The following is a 23,507-nucleotide window of genomic DNA, read 5'->3' as shown; positions in this document are numbered from 1 at the left end:
TTCAATAAAAGGTTAAGATAGGAATTTGGTTAGATCAAATTCCTCATCTTGCTGCTCTGTATTAGTTTTTTCATAACTGAGAAATAATAGAATTCGCTCTGAATAATCTACTGCTCCACGCAACTCAGTTTGTAATATTTCCAGTCCACCATTAGCGTACTCTTCAAAAATATGGTTGCGCTCAATGTCATATTCTTCTTCATTAAGAGAAAATATTTTAATATCCTTAGTTTCATTAATTCCCAATAATTTAATCACCACATCATGTCCCATTGTGGCAAAAACCTCTAACCTGATCGGAGCCGGTTCCCTTTTAGAAATTTCTCCCAAAGGTTCCCGCTTTTTATGCTTTGCACCTAAAGCAGCTGCAAACACAATCACATCAGCGAAGGTTTGGAAAAGCCCAGTTCCACCACTCGAAGCTGTTAAATCCTTCACTAAGTAAGCTTTATCTTTAGCAACCCTGATTCTGCCGGTTTCTGCCATGATGTTAATATCTACGTTGTTGTTATCTTAACCGAAAACGAAAAGCGATCGCACATTCAAGCGCACATTCAAGGGCAATTTTTTTATACCAACCAGCAAATGCGATCGCACATTCAAGCGCAATCTACCAACCAGCCAAAATGCGATCGCTAATTTCTATCACTTATAAACAACACAGCCGTAACTAAAAACAGGTTCACTAGAATCAATTGGATTAACTGAGAGTTCCGCCTTCCATACAGCATCTGGCAAAATACCGTGTTGAGTTAATTGCCAGCGTCCTAACAGCGGTTTAAAAGTTGTGGGGTTCCGCATATATAGAGACGCACCCATCGAGTCAAGTAATTTTAGTAGTTGCGGAAACTGCACCGCCGCCTCACCATCAAAATCTATTGCCAAAAAACTTCCCGCCGGTGCCCAGTCATAAAGTTTATCAAGCATATTCGCCAAAACTTCATCAGGAATAAAAGCGGAAATACCAATAAAAACTATACCCAAACGCTGAATTTTGCCTAAAACCTGGGAAACCACAGACTCATCAAGACTATCTAGATTTGTAGCATCACAAAACGTGTAGTCAGCATTAGAGTTCCCGGCTAAAATTTCCCTACCAAATTCAATATTATCTGGGTCAATATCAGTATATAACACCTTTGCTTGCGGCACAGATTCATGGACATTTCCACAAGTTGGCACTCCCCCAGCAAAAACAACAAACTGATTTATTCCCTGAGATTCAATATAACGGCATACACGCCCATTGTAATCTCTTAATGTGCGGAAAAATGTGGCACTGTCAGGATAAGCTTGGGTAAAAACTTTGGCTGCTTCCACATCAATAGGAAAGTGATGGGAACCGCCAAGGAAATAATCAACCATGCGGCCTGTGTTGGGAACTGATGGGATTTCCATTGATATGAAAACTGTTAATTATATAGCGGTATTATATAGCGATCGCACTCTGGGCTGATTTAACTCTCAGTTTTCACAGTCAAAACCTGCGGTGGAGTAGAATCAGGAGGATACAAAAAATCAACTTGTACTTGTCGCTTTTCTCCCCCCGCTAACTTCAACTTCACCAACGGTTCTCCCGGTTGTCCTCGTCGCTGTACCAAATGCAGATAGCGGGTTTTTTCCCCTCCATTATCATCGGTATAACGCACCCGCACAGTTCCCCGAAAAAATATCTGTTCCACCTGTGGCTTTAAAAACAGCAATCTATCTGTACCACCTTCATCCTTAACCGGAGTTTGCATTGATACAGTCACAGTCCGGGTTTGACTGCTGGCATTATGTAGGGGCAAAGTGAGATTATATTCTACACCGTAGTTACTGTGGGCAAAGTAGGCTGTGTCAGGATAGCGTTTCAGCATGGTTGCACTTTGGATTTGTCCGGTGCTGAGTGTAATTAAATGCACCGTTCCCAAAGGATAAGAAAATGCTTTTCCTGGCTGGGGGAGAGTTAAATTAGCTGTATTGACATTATCTGTAATTTGTGCATTCCATTTTGTCCCTTGAGAAACACCAGCAACGCGACTAAATACCGTTGGTTCTTTTGGTGGTTCCAGGGGTGTGGGGATGGGGTCGCGCTTTCCTGCTAAACTGCCTGTATTCAGTAGCTGTAGCCATTCATTGAGAGTTGGGGGGCGATCGCTATTCTTAGCTAAGTTTGCCATAAAAATTGTGCGATCGCTACTCAAACGCATCATCACCGTGCGACCATTGGAAGAAGGCGCTTGCACAGGAATAGCTAAATTAGCTAAGATTTGGCTTTCTCCCGGTTCAATCACCAGCTTTTCCGGGAAAATATCCTGCCTATTTCCCCGCAGCACATCATTCATCGTCCGACTACCAGGGCCAGCATAAACCGTACTTTGGGAATTATCCACCATATCCGGCAAAGCAATAAACGGCGCTTCTCTAGAAAGGTAACTTGCAGCTTGCAATACTTGCAATGTTACTGGTTCATTCCCTGGATTATAGACAATTATTCCTTGGTAAACAGTGCGGTTTTTATCTGCTGTTTCCGCCCTGACAATATGATGAGAAAATACATCAAATCTGCCTTGAAAAGGATAATTTAAATGTGCTTCTTTTACCTGTTTACCATCTGGGGGAAAAGTTGAAAGTAAAATACCCTCAGTGTCTACAAGTTCAGGACTATTGCTATTAAAAGTGGGGACAATATCAAGTTTTCCAGGTAAAGCGCGTACTTCTTGAGGAGATACATCTACACCGGCAATATATTCTGGCGGAATTGTGTAGATATTTAACGCCCGACATATCAAAGCAGCAACTTCGCCTCTAGTCGCGCTTTGGTTTGGTTTTAGCTGTTTGACGTTGGGATAATTAACAACGATATTATTAATTGTTGCCGCAGCGAGAGAATTTTGGGCATAGCGAGGAACTTGTTTAGCATCCTCAAAATACTGTTGCAATGTCTGCCCTGAGTTAGAAACAGAATCATAATTTTTGCCTCCAGCGACAACGCCGATAATTTGCGCCCTAGGAATTGCTTGGTTAGGTTGAAAAATATTTCCTGGATAACCGGAGAAAAAACCTTTTTGATAAGCAGTAGTAATTGCTTTATACGCCCAATAATTGGCAGGTACATCTTTAAATGTTACAGCATTCCGTTTTACAGGCGCATCAGGAAACGCATTCAACATTAAAACCGCTGCTTCGGCGCGGGTAACTGTTGTATTAGGACGAAAACTTCCATCAGGATAACCTGTCAGTAGCCTTTTTTCGCCTAATTGTTGAACACAACTTTTTCCCCAATAGCTTTGGGTGTCAGAAAAAGCTAAAGCGCGGGGGGGTAACGAAATTATAAATAAAGCGATTATAACCGAACTATTTCTGATATAGCGCATCCTAATCTTCTGAAATACAAGTTTATTTGTCTTCATCTGTGGTTTATAAATACGAACCTTACCTAACTTAACTAGCTTTAGTGGGGTGGTATTTTTCGAGAATGAATATAAAGTAATTTACCAGACACTCTAGAAGTAGAGAAACGTAAATAATTAAAGGTTTGTAGTGAGGGCTTTAGCCCTCTCTATCTCCTGTAGTCGAAGCTACGCAGTAAGCGCAGCTATGCCCGCTTTCTCTTTGCAAAGTAGGGCTGAAGCCCTTACTACAAGCTAATTTCAACATTTATTAGGTTAATTTTTTCTCCTACTTACTTAACTCAAATAAAAGTTTTAACCAGTTTTAACTGGTTTGTGCTTTCAGCCGGAACTTTAGTTCACGGCTTTTAGCAATTCGGGCAAAATGTGAGTTTACCTATTCCGTTCAACTTCGATAATTTCAGTATATTCAAATCCATTTGGACTTTGACGCACCAAAGGGTATCTCTCTCCACCTAACTGAATATAATCCTGTTCGCAATCAGGCTTAGAAGAATAGTAAGTCAATACATATTCCCTACCAATTTTTTTGGCTATTTCCTCCTCCACCTCACCCCGCCATTGCGTCTTAGTCACTAACACAATTAACTGATTTGCTAATTTAGGAATTGTTCTGGCAATGTGTCGGCGAGAATTTGCATCTAAACTACCAAAAGGCGAATCCATCACAATGGGAAAAGTGCTACTATCGGGAACCATAATCAATTTTCGTTTCTCACTCCATTCCCGCACTTTATCAATGATGCTGGCGATAAATGATAAACTGAGAATTTGATTTTCTCCGGTGGAAGCTGCAACTGGTGCTTCCATACCCGTCGTATTCTCAATCAAACTCAGTTCGTATTTTTCGCTGATTTTGGGAAGGTAGGGAGTAAAAGAAATTTCTGAGAAGATTTCCTGTACCCGCTTTTCTAATTGCACCCGAAACTGTTTTTCTTGACGATTTTTTACTTCTGATAAACGTTCAATTGCGTCTTGAGTAGCATTGATACGTCGCTGTGCTAATGATTGCTTGTCTTCATTTTGTTTTTGCTTGGCGATTTGCTTGACTAAGTTATCAATGTTTGTTTTTATGTGAGCAATTTCTTGTTGATTTCCACCCTGTTCTCTATTTAATTCATCATTTTTAGCTTCAATTTCATCTAAGCGTTTTTGCAAATTACTGATTTCTTCATTGGGATTTTTCCGAATTTGTTCTTGAATGCCGTCTAATTCAGCTTCAACTTGAGATATGTTTTCTCTCAACTGCTTAATTCTATCTTGTTCTCTATCGACTTCTTCCCAAAATGATATTGCTTGCTTATCAATTTCATCTACTTGGGCACTCATGCGAATTGCTGTTTCTTCTACTGTTGAAGAACCTGCTTTATCTAACAAGGTTTTAACGTTCAGATGGGAATGACTACCGTCTTGTAAATCTGCACCACAAATACAACGTTCGGATTTCAGCAACTCATTCACAAATTCCCGTGAAATTCCTGTAGTTAATTCACCGCGCTGTTTTAAATCTGTGAATATCTCCCGAAACTGGGTTGTAGTTTCTGATAACAGAACTGTGTAACCTCGTGCAGAGATGACTTTTTTCAAAGTTTCTCGCGTTTTCTTCAGTTCTTCCCGATTGGCATCTCTCTGATTTTCTAAATTCTGCCGTCTTTCTTGCAATTCTTTAACAGCGCTAAGTTCTCGCAATCGGTTACTGACTTCTTTTTTAAATGTCTGTTGATGTTCTAAGTCTTGTTTGATTTCCGTTTGGCGCAGGCTGAGATTTTCAATTTCCTGTTCTAGCTTCTCTTGCTGACTCAATAACTGTTTAGTTTCCGCATCACCAATGTTTTTTAAGTCTGCTTCTAAATTTTTCTTGGCTTCTTTCAAGTGTTTGATCGAAAGTTCAATTACTTCCACACCTAAAAAAGTCCTGATTGCTTCGGCAATTTCGGCTTTTTGATCAGAACGGACTATTTCTTCAATCCTCTCGCCGTCAAAGAAAAAATATTGATGTAAACTCGCTGGTAAAATTTGGGTGATGATTTCATCTGCTTGCTGGAGGGGAAAATACCACTTACCGTCATCTCCAGCTACTTGGATCTTTAACTGAGTTTTACCAGCTTCAATAATATCACTTTCATTTTTATAAACCCGACAAGAACGTGTAGCTCGGTAGCGGTTTCCTTCATGTTCCCAACCAACTTCTACTGAACATTCTACAGGTTGACCTGGTTGAGATTCGGCGATGGCTCTTTTATTTACTAGCTGTTCTGTTGATGCAAAAGCAGCACTAAATTTTTCATATAACACCCAAGTAAAGGCATTTAATAGACTGGTTTTTCCGGCTCCATTATTGCCGTGAATAATGGTTGTGTTACGCTCATTGCTACCTGCCAGATTTATCTCTGGGGTTTTGCCATAAAAAGAGCGAAAATTTCCTAGTTTAATTGAAGTCAGCTTCATTGCACCGCTTCCTTCACTATCGTTAAAATATCATCATTAATATGGGTTTTGATCTTCCGATCTAGTCTGCTTTTCTCTAATCTCCATACCTTCTCAATTATTTGTTTTACTTCTGGCGGTGCGCTGGTAATTGGTTCTTGTACATCATCGATGATTGCCTCTTGTGACATCGCGGTTTTTAGATATATGTTTTTTCTATTTTAACTGTTTTTAGTCAGCATGAGATTTTGCAAATTGTAGTTGGTAAATTTAAAATTTTTTGAGAGAAAAAGCTTGATTTTTTGGGAGCGCTCTGTTATGCTTGTTGTCAAGTCTGATAATGAGAAGTTGTGCTTTTAAGAAAATTCAATTTAACTCCCATTATATTAATACCGTCCTATATTTCCTATTATTCCATATCCGCTGATGTTCTGCTCTAACTTCCGAAGTAATTTTACACAAAAATATAAAATTGGATGTTTCTAACCGCCGATAGATGTAGATAAATTACAGATAAGAAAACGGCATTTATCTACATCGTAGATTAAAGATCCAATAGTCCATAGCGCTTTTGTAAATCTAGCAACTTCATCCTCGCTTCCCCGGCGTTATCAGCCAAATCAGCAAACTCGACAAAGCGCCGCAATTCCTTTTTTAACAAGTTGCGTTCTACTTCGATGGTTTCTCTGTCTAAGTCTGGTGGTAGAACAATCATGTCAAAGATGGTGGCGCGTTCTTTACCAGGGTGAGGGCGCAAAACTCGTCCCCGGCGCTGAATAAATTGACGGGGATTACCAGAACTTGATAGGATTACTGCTGTTTGAATTGCCGGAATATCAACACCTTCATCTAAACAGCGAATTGCTACTAAACCTTGTAACTCGCCACTTTCAAATTGCAGGCGCAAAGTTTCTCTTTCTGCTAAAGAGGTATGAGCGGTGTAGGTGCTGACTTTGTACCCCAATTCTACCCCCAAAATTTTAGCAACGGCTTTGAGTTGACGCAAAGATGAACGTTGTCCTGCATCTTGTGAACCATCGCTACAATAGAATAATGTGTGCGTGGTTTCGCGGCGATTTGCCATTAATTCCCGCAAAGCGGTTAATTTATTGGCTGCTGCGCCAATTAATCTGGCGCGTTGCATCAATAAAGATTTGATATCTTCGTTGTCTTCAAAATCTCCGCCATTGCCATTTTCTCGTTCACGATAAAGTAGCGATCGCCCAATTTTTTTGGTTAACTTAAGATAGGCAATGCTTTCAGCCTCTGTGAGTTCCACAAGCACGGGATAATAAAGATAGTGTACCAAAGCATTTTGCGCGATCGCATCCTGCAAGGTAAATTCTGGTTGTAGCACCGGGCCAAAATAATCAAATAAAGACTGAGTACCGCCATCATCAAAATACCTTTCCGGTGTCGCTGACAAAGCTAGTCGCAACCCTACACGACGGGGTAAACTTTCCTCTAACCTTGGTGCGCCTAAGTTATGGGCTTCATCACCGATAATTAAAGTCTTGGCGGGAAAATACTTGAGTTGTGAACCAAAGCCATCGCCAATTAAAGTCGAGTTGGTGGTAATCACCGTCACAAAGCCTTGAGAACCAGAACGCAGATTATAGATTTGGGTGGAAAGTTGACTTTGCCAATTGCGTAAATTCTCGAAAGCTAAAATCGGTTTTAAGTTAAATTTTTCACACTCTCTCGCCCATTGGGTGACGAGATGGCGATAGGGACACACCACCAACAAAACTTGTAAACCTATCTGTTGGTACAGTTGACAAGCAATCGCCAGTGCAGTGATGGTTTTCCCACTACCTGTAGCCATTTTTAGCGTCCCTCTGCCGTTATTAGCAAACCAGCCTGCGATCGCTTGTCGCTGATACTGGCGCAATTGCAGAGATGAAGGCATCATCGGGCATCCTGGTAATGGTTGCTGAGTCCGATAACTGCCCTGACTTTCCCCCACAAATGGTAACTTGAGCTTGAAAGTGGGCAGTTGCTGCACTGGTTTTGACGTCAGATACATAAGTATAGGTAATAGGTAATTGGTAATTGGTAATGGGTAATTGGGGATTGGGAAAAAGGGGATTAGGCATTGCTAATTGGGAAGAAGGGGATTGTCTAAGAGGTAATTGATTTCTATTACCCATTACCCATCACCCATCACCCATTACCATTGTTTAGTTGTAATCGCGCCAAACACCAACGAGAGAACCTTGCACCTGTACGTGCATAGCCGGGACTTCAATCGGGTTGTACTTAGGATTGGCTGGTTTAAGGGTGACGCGATCGCCTTGGCGATAGAAACGTTTTAAAGTTGTACCGTATCCCTCAACTCTAGCGGCGACGATCGTGCCATTTTTGAGATTATTTGGTTCTTGTACCGGACGCAAAAAGACCAAATCGCCATCAGCAATTAAATCCTCAATCATGCTATCACCAGCTACCCGCAAAGCGTAGCTTTGGGCAGGTAGAGATAGATTAGAAAAGTCTAAATGATCTATAGCATCAGTGAAGGGTTCAATTAAACCACCAGCGGCGATTGTGCCCAAAATTGGCACACCTTGCTTAATAGGATGCAAAATCCGGATCGTTCGCGCCTTACCTTCATTCCATTCAATGTAGCCCTTGGTGCGTAAATGTTCCAAGCGGCTTTGAATTGGTGCAGGCGATCGCAAATTCATCCCTAGCATCATTTGGCGAATTGAAGGCGAATGCTGATTTAAGCGGATATATTCTACCAGCCATTCATATAGTTCTTGTTGCGCTTCTGTTAGCCGTTCCATAAATTTCTTAGGAAGTAATTACAAATGTCTCTAGAACATTAGTACTACAAATTCCTTCCCATAACAAGATGAAACTAAAAAGATTAAAGGCAAAATCAAGACGATTCTCTTTGCTTTTGCCCTTTAATTTTTGACTTTTGACCTTTTACTCTGCTCCTAAGATACTAGCAAGCAAAGCTTTTTGGGCGTGCAGGCGATTTTCTGCCTGATCCCAAACCCGTGATTGAGAACCTTCAATTACTTCTTCGGTAATTTCTTCGCCACGATGAGCCGGTAAACAGTGTAAAACAATTGCTTCTGGGTCAGCAAGGCTTAATAGCTGCTCAGAAATTTGATAAGGTTGGAAAATAGGCAAGCGGTTGTCAGCCTCTGCTTCTTGCCCCATACTTGCCCAAACATCAGTGTAAAGTACCGATGCTCCCTTAGCTGCTAGTTCTGGATCATTGGTGAGGAGTACTTCGGTTTTATTTTGTGTAATCGCTTTTGCTTGTGCCACAATTCCCGCATCTGGTTCATATCCACCAGGAGTGGCAACTCTTACATTCATCCCCACCAAAGCACAGCCAAGCATCAGAGAATTAGCCACATTATTCCCATCACCCACGTAAGTCAAGGTTAACCCCGCCAGCGTGCCAAAACTCTCCTGAATCGTCATTAAATCAGCTAAAACCTGACAGGGATGCTCTAAATCAGTCAAAGCATTAATTACAGGAATTTTGGCGTAGTTAGCAAAAGTTTCCAAATCCTGCTGGGCAAAAGTGCGGATTGCTAAAATATCTAAATATCGATCCAGCACTCGCGCCGTATCTTGTATCGGTTCCCCGCGACTGACTTGAGTGACATTTGGGTTAAGATCAATTACCTGTCCACCCAGTTGGTACATCGCCACAGTAAAACTTACTCGCGTCCGAGTTGAAGCTTTAGAGAACAACAAACCCAACACCTTATTACAGTGCAACTTCAGCCGTTGTGATTTGAGTTCAGTTGCCAATTGCAGGAGTTCTTGGAGTTCCGTGGAACTAAGATCCGCCAGACCTAATAAATCTCGTCCAATCAATGCTGCCATGCTTGTGATCTGTAAATAATCATCATATCTTTCTGTTCCTTGACTACCGATTTCAGATTTTAGATTAGAGTTATTGCCAAAATCCAAAATTGAGTTGCTCCAACGGTGTCAAAAAAAATACAACTTTCAAACTGTACCAAATATTTTTGCCTTCAGCTCAGGATTTGACCCTAGATTCCGCAGCTGCGATGGGTTTAGACCTACCGTCGATGGCGATGGGCTACGCCCCACCGTAGGTAAAGGCGCAAAATATTGTATTTTGGAAGCATGACAGCCTTAGCATCAAATACAAGAGTACAGCATATTAACCACTCCTGTATAGTCGCAGACATAACAGAAAACACCTGCAACAAATGAAGCATTCGCGTTGGGTATCAACAGTACCAGCTACCCAAGCTAGTAGTTGAGCGTTTAACTCTCAACTCCAGCTAATTGTGCTCTAAATTCTTCAATCTCTATTAATAATTCTACTTCTTTATTCTCTTGAAATTTCTCTGTGGGTAGTTCTTGTAAACGAACATCAGTACTCCAACATACATTTTATAACTCAACTCTAAAATCGGGATACTCCCCATTTGGTAAGAAAATGAAAGAAAGGGGAAAATATTCGTTGGTATTACTCTATAAGCTCGCCCATATTAAAATCTATTCTGATCCAACCTTTGAGCCTTCGTAAATTGTCGAGAATGAGTAAGGGAATCTGCCAGTGATGTACCATCAGGAAGGGTAAGGGATCACTCACCTCAAAAATTGCTTCTTTCCCCCGCCTGATGTTTTTTACCCAGGTTTGTAGTTGCTTAAACGATCTAATCTCATTTAGCCGCCAAACTTCGTGGTACAGCCAATAGGTTGGCTTACTATCAGCAAGAGGCTGCAACGATTCAGCCAGAGGCTGTTTACCAAGATAGGCATCCGCTACTCCTGGATGATTGTAAAACATAGTAATGGCGGAGTGAGTCCGGGGGTTACACTCAATCGCGTAAACAGTTCCGTCTTCTGCCTGGATGAAGTCAAAGGAAAGTTGCCCGGTTTTTCCCAGTTCTTTGGTAAAATGACTCGCCCATTGCGTAATTTCTAGCTGATCAATGTTTTCGTAGTTGACTTGAAAGGCGGATGACTCACAGCAGCAGTACATTCTTGACTCTCCATCTCGCGCGGTAGTGTGAGTGCAGTATTCCTTTCCAGGGATAAATTCTTGCATAATCCAGGGATTCTCCGCACTGATCGGCAGACTCTTGACAAATGCTGCTGTTTCTGCTGGGGTATCGCAAGGTAGCTTGGTGAGATTCAAGCGACGCACTTGATCGTAGGGGATGCTTTTAAGAATGTATTTGCGCTTCTCCTGAGAAAAGTCGAAGTTGAGGACTTGTTCGGGATCGGTAATCTTGAAGGATTTGGGGACAGATAAACCGAACGATCGCGCTGTTTCGGCAAAGGCAAACTTATCATCCAGAATATTCGTGACATCGGCATCGAAGTGGAAAAACTCACAAAAGTCTGGTAATGGTGGCTTGCCTTGATCGTAGTGAATGACCGAAAAAATGGCTACCGGGATAAAAAAGTCGATCTTTTCTGTTTTGGCGATCGCGTGTAGGGTTTCAATATAGCCTTCTAAGTCTTTGCTTGGATCGGGAACGGTATAAAAGCCTGCAACAGAGTTGGAATATTTATTACCACTTGACCAGTATTTCTCAATATCAATTATAATAACCCGATGCCCAGCAGCATGAAATGAACGCGCTAGCTGAAGAGTTTTAGTCATTCTAGCGCCAGCAATCAAGATATTTTTAGAATTGGGGTTGACAACAATTGACTTACTGAATGGTTGCTTAAGAAAGTTCCACAGCAACGATGTTAAGACAACGATGCAGTTCAAGGGAAATGCCAGCGCCAGTAATACAAGAGTGCCCAAGTTTTGGAACACTACAAAAATATGCTTTCTCATAGTTAGAATTTTGACATGATAGTGGAATCAGTGGCTGGTGCATAGGAAGAGGTTAAAGAGACAGATGCGATCCTACCCTTGCTTCCTTTTTAAGGATTTAATTCATTAATTCTCCAAAGTTCGTGAGCAAGCCAATAAATAGGCTTATTATCACTCAGGGGTTGCAGAGATAGAGGTTTTATATTTTATGTCTTCTCCAAACTGTATGAGTTTCCCGATGCAAAAATCAATCCTCACCCAAGTTCTTAAGGAGCGCAAACTATCGAGTAATAGTAAAGGAATGTACCAGTGATGTACCATTAAGAACGGTAGGGGGTCGTTAATTTCAAAGATTGCATCCTTTCCTCGCAAAATATTTGTAAACCACTTTTGCAACTGCTTTAACGATCTAATTTTATTAAGTCGCCAAAGTTCATGATAAAGCCAATAAGTAGGCTTACTATTACTCAGGGGTTGCAGAGGTGCAGATGGAGGCTCTTTACTAAGATAGGCATCAGCTAAACCTGGATGGTTATAATACATTGTAATTGCAGAGTGAGTGCGGGCATTGCACTCGAGCGCATAAATCGTCCCATCTTCCGCCTGAATGAAGTCAAAAGAAATTTGTCCAGTCAGTTGTAATTCTTTGACAAAATGACTCACCCACTGCTCAATTTCTGGACACTCGACGTTTTCGTAATTGACTTGAAAAGCAGATGATTTGCAGCAGCAGTGTACCGTTAATTCGCCATTTCTCACTGTACTGTGAGTACAGTATTCTGTTCCGGGAATAAACTCTTGTAATATCCAAGGCTTATCCTGACTAATTGGCTTACTTTTAACATGAAGCGCCATTTTTTCGGGAGAATCCATTGGTAACTTGGTCAAATCCAAGCGTAAAACAGAGTCATAGATAATACTTTTGAGAATGTACTTGCGCTTTTCGTTGGCAAAGTCGAATTTAAGAACTTGTTCGGGATCTGTAATTAAGAAGGTTTTCGGGACAGATAGCGAGAGTGAGCGGGCAGTTTCTGCAAACGTAAACTTGTTATCCAGCATCTTCATCGTATCAGCATCGAAGTGGAAATTCTCACAATAGCCTGATAACACTGGTTTGCGCTCGGAGTCAAAGTAGCTGGCAGCAAAAATGCCTACCGGGACAAAAAAGTCTATGTTTTCCTTTTTGGCGATCGCACGCACGGCTTGAGTATAGCCTTCTAAATCTTCTTGCGAGTCAGGAACTGTGTAAAAGCCAGCCACAGAGTTAGAAAATCGATAACCACTGAACCAGTATTGGTTGAGATCGAATAAAATGACTCGATGCCCTGCTGCGTGAAATGAACGCGCAAGCTGAAGGGTTTTGGTCATCCTGCCACCACCGATCAAGATATTTTGAGGATTCTCGTTCAAAACCACAAGATTAGCATCCGATCGGCTGAAAAAATTCCACAGTAGCGATGCGAGTACGACGGTGCAGTTAAAGGGAAATGCGATCGCCAGTAATGCAAGAGTACCCAAGTTTTGGAATATTGCCAAAATCTGCTCTTTCATAGTTGTAATTGTGACATGATATATACTTATTTGACTCAACAATGTACATTCGAGTTCTATTACTTATCGCTAGCGAAGACCTTGTGCTATTCCAAGTCAGAAGAAAGCGAAAAAGGTGATTTGCCGGTCATCAGATCTTGACCAACGCTTCATTGATCGCCGTCATAAATAACTCATTTAAAGGAATTCCCGCGGCTTTCGCCGTATGGGTAATCACACTTTTGTGGGCAAAAATACAATACAACCCGGCTTCTAAGAACCAAGGTTCTCCCTTTGGGTCGATGCGGAAGTCAAATAAACTATAATGGCGACAGCCCAAAGCCAAATGACACTTCTTCGCTTCTTGCTGAACCTTTTGGGTGATGGGGTCATTAGGATCTACAATCCAGTACTTGACATTATCTTTAGCGGTTAAACGCAAGTTGCCATCATCCGGTTTTGGGAATTTCTCAGTATAGCTGCGGATGGGTTTCTCGTGAGGGTCTACCAGATACTCTTGAAGGGGTAAAGCGACTAGATCCCCATCTTTGACAATGATGCCGCATCTGACTTCTCGACCTGGTTCAATAAATTCTTCTACGATGACCTCCGAAGCATGTTCAAATGCTTTCTTCAGGGCAACGTCATAGTCAGTAACCTCTTTAACTAACGACACCCCTAAAGAGTTGTCGGCAGTTGCGGGTTTGACGACTGCGGGAGGTTTAATTGTCGGCACGTCTCCTTGGCGAAGCAGTTCTCCAAAAGGCACTTTGACCCCTGCTGCTGCGACAATTGCTTTGGTTCTGGCTTTGTGGGCCGTTATTGCCATGACATCCGGAGTATTGCCTATGTAAGGGATCTTCAGCAGGTCGAATAGTGCGCGGTAGTGAGTCACTCCAGGGATACAAAACATTTGTGGCAACATAAGGTCAATGTTTTGCGCTGTTATAAACTGTATAGCCTCTAACAGAGGCATGGGTTTGGCGACAGCAATATCTTCTGGACTGAGGGAGCAAGGAAATCGCCACTGCTGATCAGGTGTGATGTATGCAATCAGAAAGTCATAGAGCGATGGATTTGCTGTCTCTACCAGACAGATTTGGGCGTATTTGCGTGACAACTCACAGTAAAAATCATTGTATGCAGACCCAACTAAATGAAGGATACGAAGTAGTGGCATGATTCATATTCCTAAGTATTATTGTATTTTATGTAACAACTGCGGTGGCCAAAAAATCGCTTGAGGGGAGATGAGGAAGCAAGCGAAAAATTATTTTTTTGAAGTCTAAGCCAAGGCTTAGACTTCTCTTGTCATCTCCTCATCTCTCGATTACACAACGCGTCTAATCAGGGTTATACCGTCTCGGATGGGTAAGAGAACTTGCTCTACACGAGGATCGGCGGCAACAATACGGTTGAACTGAGCGATCGCTTCACCGTTGGCGGTGCGTTGTTCTGGTGGTAGGTAAACTTGTCCCTGCAACAAAGTATTATCCACGCAGATTAACCCGTCGGGAGCCAGTAAGTTACTATCCAAGATGGTCTGGAAGTACTCTACATACTCTTTTTTATCCGCATCGACGAAGATCAGATCAAATACTTCTTTTCTCGCAGCCAGCTTGTGGAGTGTCTCTAGGGCAGGTGCTACTTCCACAACGATTTTCTCGCCGTGAGGAGACTCACCAAAGCAAGCCTGAGCAAATTGAGCGACATAGGGATCAACTTCGCAACCTATGAGTTGCCCATCACTTGGTAATGCTTCTGCCATTGCCAAAGCTGAATACCCTGTGAACATTCCTACTTCTAGAATCCGCTTTGCCTTGGTCATGTGAACAAACATTTTCAATGTCTGTCCTTCAAGATGTCCTGAGAGCATCTCCTGCTCTAGTTGACGCACTGTTTCACCATCACCGAAGCGTTTGCTCCAGTCTTCAATGCTAGTTTTTTGCGCCAATGCTGTTAATGCGCTCGATTCGGGGGTGGTGTAATCATCCAAGTAGGGATCTAAACCCGCCGCTAATTGAACTCCCTGGCGCAAAGAATCTAATACCTCTACGGGAATCTTACTCTCTTGTGCTAATTTGAGGGTTTTCTGTAGCTGGGCTACTAAGATGCTGTGTGGAGTTATTGGTCTAGCTGTTTTTTGTCCTACAACACTCGTCATATTTTCACACCCCCAATAGCTTGGCTTCTTGACTCTCAATATAGGCGTCAATCCCATGTCCACCACGAGGGTATCTAGCACAAAGACGTTTATGTTCAGCTACGGCAGCATCAAGTTCTTCACGCGTCAGATCATTGACAAAGAAGCACTCACCAATAGGACGAGGCATGGCTGCGCGTTGTTTGCCATCTCGTGTCAAGCTTATAGACTCGGTAGCGTACCACAATAAATCCCCATCTAGTAGAGGATGATCGAGTGATAAACCTATCCGACTCATCAAGTCTAGAATGCGATCGCGCTCTTGAGTTGGAATATAGCCCCGTTGTGCGGCAATGGTTGCAGACAAAGCCATATCTATATTGACCGCATGACCATGATAGAGGGGTATGTGAGGAGCTAATTCTAGGGTAGGACTCCAAGTGTGACCGTAGGCAATGACGCGATCAAGGTCTATTTCATGCAAGTTAGGAGTCTCTAACTCCAACATGGTTTTGATAGCCTCGTAGTTGAGTTTATGGGCAATCTCTTTAAGTTCTGGTGTACCATTCACGTGTCCAAAGTGAGTGGAAAGAAGTTCTTCGCCATATTCGTATAGCAGTTCAAACACTTCAGAGTTAGCAACTACAGCGATTTTCACCAACTCTGCCATACCATTACGAACTTGAGCCATTGGCAAGGTTTTCAAAAATGAGAAATCGAGGATCACTTTCAAAGGTGCATGATATGCTCCCAAGCGATTTTTCAACTTGCGATGATTCACTGCTACCTTAATCGCTACGCCTGCATCGATTAAACCAATCAACGTGGTAGGAACGCGAATGTAGTTACTCTTGCGACGGTAAGCAGCGCAAGCAAACCCAGCCACATCAGTAATTAGACCACCACCGACGACTAAGACTGGTTCCTTACGAACTAAGCCAAAATCCGAAAAAGCGTCAACAATCTTCTCAAAGCTTGCAAGGTTTTTAGCTGGCTCTGTAATGATGATGGGAAATACTGTGAGTTCAATGTCATAGTGCTTAAAATATGACCTGATCTGCTCACCATAATGTTCATATACATTCGCATCAATCACAGTCAAACAGCGACCAAATTTTGCATAGGTTTCTGCAAGTTCTCTGTTTTTGATATCAAATGCACCGTTCACATAGACAAGACTAAAATCGATTTTTTCGTAACCTTGCACGTGAAAGGCAGTTTCTGTAGCTTCAAACGATGCTTGAACTTTATTCATGTCTGTTGTCCTTATTCCAACTAAAAAAATTGTGAGATTTCGGTAATAATTCCGATTTACCCTAATGCATGTCATCAAGAAATAATGCGCTTTATCGTTTGAGATTAAAGGCACCGTAAAAAAGCTTTCAATAAAAAAAGCTTGTTTTTATTGCTGACTGGCAATGTTATTAAACAACACCATTCATTTGAGTAAATTCTGTAGGTGGGTTAACCTTTCTTTCAGGGTAACCTTTAAACTAGTCAAGTAGTCCCACTAGCAATATCTTGCCATAACACTTGCACTCGATTTTCGGGATTGTTGACTTTAATGAGAGGAAAATTCATTTTAATTCGGATTTATTCCACTATATTCAACTTTAGTGGCTTTGCGATTGTTAGATTTTGTAAAGCTTCTCTCTTGGAAAAATGCTCGTATCGTTTATTTCCAAGCTTTAATTTGAGATTGGAACCATAATTAACCCTTAATTCGCTGTTTTTTAGCATTACTATCAAACCTTAGATCGCTAAACTCTCTACATTGTCTTTGGCTCAGAATTACAGTGGACTTTAAGTTGGTTTACCTGAACTTTAATTAACTCCATTTTGTTTGTTTCTAGCAACTTTCCAACCGTTTGAAGAAACCAAAACCCCCACTTGAGTAAACTACCTTAGTAAACAACTCATATTGTCTATCTCCAGGCTGAAATTTGAGGTTAAATTTGTGATTAATCCTCAGATCGCTGTTTTTTAGCATTAGTCTCAAATGAGCAAATGGCTAAAAACGAAGATGACTCACTGCACTCTACTCAGAATGTCAGTAAAATTCCTCTTTTGTTTAGTCAACTGACTCCTCAGTATTCAACATACTTACCTCAGTAGCTCCTGAAAACTCAGAACTTAAATATATCTGAGTTAATAGTAACAAAAGTTTAACTTTATTAAGGAATGGTTGTGTGTTGAAAAATTTCTAAATTTGCTTTAATTGGCTTTTTAGCTCTAAATTAAGCTATTTTAGCTTAAACCAGCAAATAATTTACTAGCAGGTAACTTAAAAGCACAATACAAAACATAACATTAGAACAATACAAATCATAACATACATAAATAGATTTAAGTCAATCCACCACGCGAAGTGTACTGGGTAACAAGGAATTTTTAACAAAGTATGTCTAAAGATAGATATTTTATACAGCAGCTATATCTAAAAAAGCATTCGCGGACTTCAAAATCGCTTGTTAATAGTAATGATAATCATTAACATTTAAGTATAAACTCTTAATTTTATTGATTAGGCACAAGACACAAAAAAAATGCCCACTCCTCTCCACTGCGCGATCGCCGACTCCTCGCCACAAGTTCTGAGATTCTGTAAATCCAGGCACTTTAAGATCCTCCGACTATGACCCCTTTCTCATCACCAAATCAATCGCAGAGTCAATCAACTCAACCGCCGCGCTCTCATAGTGATCAGTCTTAAACCGAAACTTGCCTACTTGTTCGAGTTGTTTCGACGGACGATATCCATATTTGTCCTCATACAGTTGTAGTGCGATAGTACCGATAGTCGTCATCTGTCCAGGGGGGGGCAATGAGTCGGCTGAACGCGAGTCATAGTAGTATAAAGCAGTTGACGGGTTAACATTCGGCAGTTAGACATTAGTACTGGGAAAATCACATACGGTAGGCGGCTCTTAGATAAACACTATTGGCAATCTCGCCATAAACTAAAGTTTGGTTCTCAATTAACTGACCAAAAATGGCGTCCTTGCCTGATTGAATCGGCTATAACCTAGATCATCATTACAATTTTCCAGAAAATAGCAGCCACGAACCAAAATAAACATTGCCAATTGACATAACACCGTTATCTTAAATTGTAATGGAGCAGGTAAAAAAACTCACTTATGAGCCGAATCATCGCAGTCTTTAACTGGGTGGGAGGTGTTGCCATTTAAGCTTATACTTTTTCAAATCTGTCAGCAGATACTGCATCATCAATCAGAATGCGATACTGACTTGGCTCATATTCTCCGTAGACAGTGAGGAGCATCGCCTCAATTAAAGCCTTTGCTTTGAGCATCGTTTCTTCAAATTCTGCCTGAGGATCGGATAAAGCCACAATCCCACCCCCAATGCCAATAGAAGTTTTATCGGGAGTAAGTAGGGCGGTACGGATGACTATATTTAAGTCTGCTGTACCATTAAAGCCCAAAAAACCAATCGCCCCTGAGTAAATTCCCCGTGCTTCTTGCTCAAGCCTATGAATAATCTGCATCGTTCTGATTTTGGGGGCACCGGTCATCGAACCGCCAGGAAAGGCCACGTAAATACAGTCAGTTGCTCCCAGATGTGATGGCGCGGAGCGCAGTACGGTCGGCGATCGCAAACGACCACGAACTGTAGACACCAATTGATGCACAGTCGCATAAGTTTCCACAGCCATCAATTTCGGCACATGGATGCTACCAACTTCACAAACGAGTCCAAGATCATTACGCAACAAATCCACAATCATCAAGTTTTCAGCCCGGTCTTTTTCACTATTCAGCAAACTTTCACGCAGCAGAAAATCTTCTTCTACAGTCTGTCCACGCCGGAGAGTACCCTTAATTGGCTTAGTTTCTACCCAACCTTGGCGATCAATTTGCAGAAATCGTTCTGGAGATGAGCAAGCCACAGCAAGATCACCAAAGCGGAGAAATGCTGAGTAAGGTGCCGGATTAACTCGGCGTAAAGTGCGGTAAAACGTTAATGGATCAGGAGTAGTGTCTGTGTAAAGCTTATTCGTTAGGCAAATTTGGTAACTTTCCCCTTCATGGATTTCCCGCAGACACTTGTGAATATCATCGATGTAAGTCTGCTGAGAACGACTTAAACGAAAGGTCACAGGGGTTTCGCTACCTTGGGGGATAATCGGCGGTAGCTCTTGGAGTTGGTGAAGTTGTTGCACTATTGAATTAAACCAAGCTTCTGCTTGTGTGGCTTCACCCTTTTTGGCGAGATACACCAAATAGATAGTTTTTTCTTGGTGGTCAAATACAATTATGCGATCGCCTAAAATAAAACTAGCATCAGGCAGTGACTGAGGATGCACTAGCTCAAAGCCTGACTCTGCCTTCACCTCATAACCGAAATAGCCAACAAAGCCGCAGTTAAAATTGAAAGGAAGCTCATCAGACCGACAGTATCGGCGCTCGATTTCCCGTTTAAGATACTCAAAAATACTCCCTGTGCAGCGTGTTACCTTGCCTGATTGAGTAACAGTTATTTCTTTATTTGAGTTATGATACTCAACCAGTAAGCTGTTTGGCCCCTTACTCCCTCCCATAAAAGAGAAGCGAGAAAGACCAGGTTCTACTAAGCTACTGTCAAGCCAAAAGGTGTTTGCTTCTTCCCCAAAAAGATGGCAAAACACCTGTTCTGCATCAAGATAAATATCCAGCTTTTGACTGTAAACTTCAAACTCCTGGCTTTCCTCTGGAGGTAAATAGCTAGTAGTCGAAACTTCCCCAGATCCTTTCCATTGTGTTCTTGTTTCTGGTCTGATTTTTTTGGCAGCAAATCGCCTAGTAATTTCACGGAAGTTCTCTAAAAGTTTGCGTCCATATTCTGTACAGATAGATTCTGGGTGGAACTGCACACCCCAAAGCGGCAGATGTCGATGACGCAACCCCATGACGATTCCTTCTTCAGTCCAAGCCACCTTTTCTAAACAACTTGGCAAGTCTTGGTCAACAATTAAAGAGTGATAGCGGACAGCAGAGAAAGGATTGGGGATTCCCTGAAATAAATCAGCGCCATTGTGGTAGATATGGCTTAATCGTCCGTGTCTCACTTCCGGTGCGTGAATCACAGTTCCACCATAAAAGTAGCCTAGTCCTTGATGACCGAGACAAACACCAAGCAAGGGTACATCTATTTTTTCGATTACCTGTTGACAGATGCCGAAGTCTTCAGCTTTTTCTGGACGACCGGGGCCGGGAGAAATCACTACATTGTCAAATTCTAATTGCGTCAAGTCGTTCCAGTCAACTTGATCATTACGAACCACGAGGGGAAGTTCTTGATTTACTTGGGCGATTATCTGATACAGGTTAAAAGTATAGGAGTCGTAGTTATCGATAATCAGCGTTCGCACCTAACATTTCCCCTTTTCTCTCTGAAAGTTTGTAATGTTTGTTCACAACCTAATTTTGTACTATAGCGGTTCTCCCTGGGATGCAACACAGACCTAACCCCCAACCCCTTCCCACCTCTCCCTAGCCCTCTCCTAAGAGGAGAGGGGAAAGGAAAAACTTTTGTTGCGGGTAAGGGGAGTAAGATTTACAGCAGTTTTCATCTATTTGAACACATCTGTCGTAGGGGCACAGCATTGCTCATGAGTGTCAACTTAAGCTTTAACCGTTGCCCCACAGCCGTTTGACCTCTCCCCTCAATCCCCTCCCCTCATGAGGGGAGGGGAGGTTTTGCGCCAGCAAAACCGGGGTGGGGTTCTTCTGGATTAATTGGTAATTGGGTAAATGTTGTTATACCGCCGTTACCAGGCTTTAACGTTAAGTTGACACCAATGAGCAATGCTGTGCCCCTACCGCGTGGTCTATTTACCTGAAAATCGCTGTAATGTAGGAGAGCGGTTGGAGCGGTTGACACATCTGCTAATCTGATGACAACAGAAAAAATCCTTGATGGTTAATGGTTGACAACCAGCTTGTTTATGTTAAAATTAGGAATGCGTTAGTGCTTAAAAGCAATAACCAAAACCGCCAGCATAGCACAGTGGTAGTGCATCCGACTTGTAATCGGAAGGTCGCGAGTTCAAATCCCGCTGCTGGCTTTTAATTTATTGTACTGAGATGATGAATAAATGCGATCGCTTTCTCTTGTGGAGTTTGATCGGGAAAGTGCGATCGCTTGTCTGCCAAACTGCAAACTAGAATATTTGTACTAAAAATCCTTATGTACTAGCATAATTTTGTATTTTACAATACTGTTTTGCAATTTTTTTGTAAAGGATTGTATAGTAATTACAGGAAGTTTCTTAATTTCCGATGAATATATAGATATTCAGTCTGAAATTACCAAATATTTTTTGTGAGGAGTCATATCCTGTAGAAAGGTTCTTGTTTAACCTTGTCATTAGGGTGTTGTGGTTTAGGTATAAGTAGGGGTATTACCTGTGTCTAGCGCAGTTTTAATTGATTTTGGTCAAATTCATCAAGTTTGGGACAAGAAGGTGGCGTCTTCTTCAAAATTTGATGAGCTTGCTTCACGTTTAAAAAGAGCGTCTAGGGTTATCAGGGCTGAGTGGAGCAATTTTTCTTCTGAGCAGCGTGACGAACTGAGAGATTTTGCTTACTCTCTGATTTCGCCACCAGATGGAGTTCCAGGTTTTTTTGGGATTCTAAGAGCAAAAGTTTATTTGCTTTTTTTAAATTTTACGTCTCAAAGAGAATCATTTGATTCTTGTATTGATGCTATTGATTTTTTTGTTGATACAATTCTGGACTGTATTGAGCAAAACGATCCTGGCTATCAGGCTGTTTTATCTGATACTTTGGAAGAACTGCGTTTAAACCATGAACGCATTCCAGAGGTAAAGCCGGAGGAGACGCGTGAGTGGTTGCGAAGCTTATCAGATAAGGCCATTAGAGAAGTTTAGCCTTAGCTTTGAAAAAGTTGTTAAGAGTCATTACAGAAAAAACAAACAAGCTAGAGTTTTGTTTGAAACGTTGATAGACGAATACATTACTATCCTTCGGAAACAACCTTTGTTTGATGAGTCAGACAGTGAAAATTTTCCCAAGGGTTGCTACAAGCCGGATTTTGATTTTAGAAAAATCCGCTTTTTTATGCCTGATCTTCGGGGAGCTTCTCGCAAAGGGCGATTGATGTATGTTGTGCATCAAGATTCTTGTTCTGTTTTTTTGGTGTGGGTTTACACTCATGAAGAATATCCCAAAAGACCCAGTGATGGCGAACTTAGAGAACAGTTACTTCTTATAGAAAAAGATGTTTTGGTTGTTCCACCTTCTCTAGAATTATGAAACAGCGAGGATAGGTGATTTCTATCACTGCTACCAACAAGAAACACCCACAATGCCGGAACCTTTAATCTTGCTCCACAGTTGAGACACTCTGACAGTAAGCGTAAATTGTGGCGCATTCCTACATCACCCGAAACTGCTACTTAATTTTGTGTACAGTCGGGGGTTCGGTCAGTTTTTGAAATTGTAGATATCCACCTTTGTAAAAAGAGCATAAAGCTGAAGGGGATGCTATATAAAAGTATGCGGCTTTAAAATTCAAGCTATAGAAAAACAAATATCCCTAATTGATGAACTAGAAGCACTTTCCCCAGATGACCCCTTGCGCCTCATCACTTTAGAATTATTTTATCAACTGCAAGAGAACTTAAACACCAACCAATAGAAGCAGAAGATCGGGAGTTAATTATGCGCTTGCGACCACTTTATCAAGAAAAACTCGCCCAAGCAGAACAGCGAGGTATTCAACAAGGTATTCAACAAGGTATTCAACAAGAAGCACGTCGCGTTATTGAAAGTTTACTCCGTAACCGATTTGGTGAATTAGATGCAGAACTTACTGCAATTGTGGAACCATTATTAGCATTACCACCAGAAGAATTTACTCGCTTACTATTGCAACTCTCCCGTGAGGAATTAATTGCTAGATTTCCATCACAAAACTAAGGAAAGGGGAAGCACAAAGAATGATTTTTTGCTGATTGCTCACCCAGAAAACCTGGGTGAGTTCGGTTAGGTTTTATTGGTGAATATCCCCATAATCCCCAATTTCTAATTCTTAGGCCCTTTCTTGGTGTTGAATTTGGTGCTGAAGATAGTGGTGAACATCATCAGCATCCCGCCGATTAGAATAGCGATCGCAATTCCCCCAGTAATCAAGTCCAGTGTATTGCTGTTTTCCATAGTCAATCGTCAAAACTCCACAGTCTCTAGTCTAATGACTAATGACAACCGAC

Annotated in this window: 20 protein-coding genes and 1 tRNA gene; 4 read left to right on the top strand and 17 right to left on the bottom strand. The window is 41.6% G+C overall.

The window, feature by feature from the left end; translation table 11 throughout:
* Positions 1–12 precede the first annotated feature (12 nt).
* The 16 genes from CYLST_RS06465 to CYLST_RS06400 all read right to left on the bottom strand — a co-directional run bounded on the left by CYLST_RS06465 (position 13) and on the right by CYLST_RS06400 (position 21,157).
* On the bottom strand, positions 13–486 hold the full coding sequence (locus tag CYLST_RS06465) for a DNA phosphorothioation-associated protein 4 (protein ID WP_015206896.1): 474 nt from the start codon (positions 484–486) through the stop codon (positions 13–15).
* A gap of 159 nt (positions 487–645) precedes the next feature.
* Positions 646–1,398, bottom strand: a complete 753-nt coding sequence (locus tag CYLST_RS06460) for an SAM-dependent methyltransferase (RefSeq protein WP_015206895.1) — start codon at positions 1,396–1,398, stop codon at positions 646–648.
* Positions 1,399–1,457: 59 nt separating this feature from the next.
* Positions 1,458–3,359: a DUF3370 family protein gene (locus CYLST_RS06455; RefSeq protein ID WP_015206894.1), complete on the bottom strand. Its 1,902-nt coding sequence runs from the start codon at positions 3,357–3,359 to the stop codon at positions 1,458–1,460.
* 408 nt (positions 3,360–3,767) lie between these two features.
* Positions 3,768–5,843 carry an AAA family ATPase gene (locus tag CYLST_RS06450; protein ID WP_015206893.1) on the bottom strand — a complete coding sequence of 692 codons (2,076 nt, stop codon included), beginning with the start codon at positions 5,841–5,843 and terminating at the stop codon, positions 3,768–3,770.
* Entirely contained in the window at positions 5,840–6,013 is a 174-nt protein-coding gene (locus CYLST_RS35100) for a hypothetical protein (RefSeq protein WP_015206892.1), read from the bottom strand. The genes CYLST_RS06450 and CYLST_RS35100 overlap by 4 nt, the downstream gene beginning before the upstream one ends.
* Positions 6,014–6,366: 353 nt before the next feature.
* Positions 6,367–7,848 carry a DNA phosphorothioation system restriction enzyme gene (locus tag CYLST_RS06445; RefSeq protein WP_015206891.1) on the bottom strand — a complete coding sequence of 494 codons (1,482 nt, stop codon included), beginning with the start codon at positions 7,846–7,848 and terminating at the stop codon, positions 6,367–6,369.
* Between the two features lie 154 nt (positions 7,849–8,002).
* Entirely contained in the window at positions 8,003–8,608 is a 606-nt protein-coding gene (lexA, locus tag CYLST_RS06440) for a transcriptional repressor LexA (RefSeq protein WP_015206890.1), read from the bottom strand.
* Between the two features lie 145 nt (positions 8,609–8,753).
* Complete coding sequence (gene argF / locus CYLST_RS06435; RefSeq protein ID WP_041233469.1) at positions 8,754–9,674, bottom strand: ornithine carbamoyltransferase; 921 nt, start codon at positions 9,672–9,674, stop codon at positions 8,754–8,756.
* 616 nt (positions 9,675–10,290) lie between these two features.
* The gene (locus CYLST_RS06430; RefSeq protein ID WP_015206888.1) at positions 10,291–11,619 is read right to left on the bottom strand and encodes an ATP-grasp domain-containing protein; all 1,329 of its coding nucleotides are present in this window, start codon (positions 11,617–11,619) and stop codon (positions 10,291–10,293) included.
* Between the two features lie 150 nt (positions 11,620–11,769).
* Entirely contained in the window at positions 11,770–13,149 is a 1,380-nt protein-coding gene (locus CYLST_RS06425; protein WP_015206887.1) for an ATP-grasp domain-containing protein, read from the bottom strand.
* A 130-nt stretch (positions 13,150–13,279) separates the two neighbouring features.
* Entirely contained in the window at positions 13,280–14,308 is a 1,029-nt protein-coding gene (locus tag CYLST_RS06420) for a D-alanine--D-alanine ligase family protein (protein WP_015206886.1), read from the bottom strand.
* Positions 14,309–14,458: 150 nt separating this feature from the next.
* Complete coding sequence (locus CYLST_RS06415; RefSeq protein ID WP_015206885.1) at positions 14,459–15,292, bottom strand: O-methyltransferase; 834 nt, start codon at positions 15,290–15,292, stop codon at positions 14,459–14,461.
* A 4-nt stretch (positions 15,293–15,296) separates the two neighbouring features.
* Positions 15,297–16,526 carry a sedoheptulose 7-phosphate cyclase gene (locus CYLST_RS06410; protein ID WP_015206884.1) on the bottom strand — a complete coding sequence of 410 codons (1,230 nt, stop codon included), beginning with the start codon at positions 16,524–16,526 and terminating at the stop codon, positions 15,297–15,299.
* A gap of 1,378 nt (positions 16,527–17,904) precedes the next feature.
* The gene (locus CYLST_RS34245) at positions 17,905–18,078 is read right to left on the bottom strand and encodes a hypothetical protein (RefSeq protein WP_157162541.1); all 174 of its coding nucleotides are present in this window, start codon (positions 18,076–18,078) and stop codon (positions 17,905–17,907) included.
* A gap of 386 nt (positions 18,079–18,464) precedes the next feature.
* Positions 18,465–20,645: an aminodeoxychorismate synthase component I gene (pabB, locus tag CYLST_RS06405; RefSeq protein WP_015206882.1), complete on the bottom strand. Its 2,181-nt coding sequence runs from the start codon at positions 20,643–20,645 to the stop codon at positions 18,465–18,467.
* 308 nt (positions 20,646–20,953) lie between these two features.
* The gene (locus CYLST_RS06400; RefSeq protein ID WP_041232994.1) at positions 20,954–21,157 is read right to left on the bottom strand and encodes a hypothetical protein; all 204 of its coding nucleotides are present in this window, start codon (positions 21,155–21,157) and stop codon (positions 20,954–20,956) included.
* A 112-nt stretch (positions 21,158–21,269) separates the two neighbouring features.
* On the opposite strand from CYLST_RS06400, the gene CYLST_RS06395 reads away from it, so the two are divergent.
* The 4 genes from CYLST_RS06395 to CYLST_RS06380 all read left to right on the top strand — a co-directional run bounded on the left by CYLST_RS06395 (position 21,270) and on the right by CYLST_RS06380 (position 23,217).
* Positions 21,270–21,341, top strand: a tRNA-Thr gene (locus tag CYLST_RS06395).
* A gap of 342 nt (positions 21,342–21,683) precedes the next feature.
* Positions 21,684–22,166 (top strand): hypothetical protein, encoded by a 483-nt coding sequence (locus CYLST_RS06390; RefSeq protein WP_015206881.1) that lies wholly within the window; start codon positions 21,684–21,686, stop codon positions 22,164–22,166.
* Entirely contained in the window at positions 22,120–22,551 is a 432-nt protein-coding gene (locus CYLST_RS06385; RefSeq protein WP_015206880.1) for a hypothetical protein, read from the top strand. Before CYLST_RS06390 ends, CYLST_RS06385 begins: the two co-directional genes overlap by 47 nt.
* 408 nt (positions 22,552–22,959) lie before the next feature.
* Positions 22,960–23,217 (top strand): hypothetical protein, encoded by a 258-nt coding sequence (locus CYLST_RS06380; protein ID WP_015206879.1) that lies wholly within the window; start codon positions 22,960–22,962, stop codon positions 23,215–23,217.
* A gap of 105 nt (positions 23,218–23,322) precedes the next feature.
* Here CYLST_RS06380 and CYLST_RS36340 read toward each other — a convergent pair whose 3' ends face one another.
* Positions 23,323–23,454, bottom strand: a complete 132-nt coding sequence (locus CYLST_RS36340) for a hypothetical protein (protein ID WP_281172809.1) — start codon at positions 23,452–23,454, stop codon at positions 23,323–23,325.
* Positions 23,455–23,507: the final 53 nt, after the last annotated feature.

It is taken from the genome of Cylindrospermum stagnale PCC 7417 (assembly GCF_000317535.1).
Taxonomy (GTDB): Bacteria; Cyanobacteriota; Cyanobacteriia; order Cyanobacteriales; family Nostocaceae; genus Cylindrospermum; species Cylindrospermum stagnale.
The sequence above is the reverse complement of the archived record's forward strand: the minus strand, read 5'-3'. Positions and strand labels throughout refer to the sequence as shown.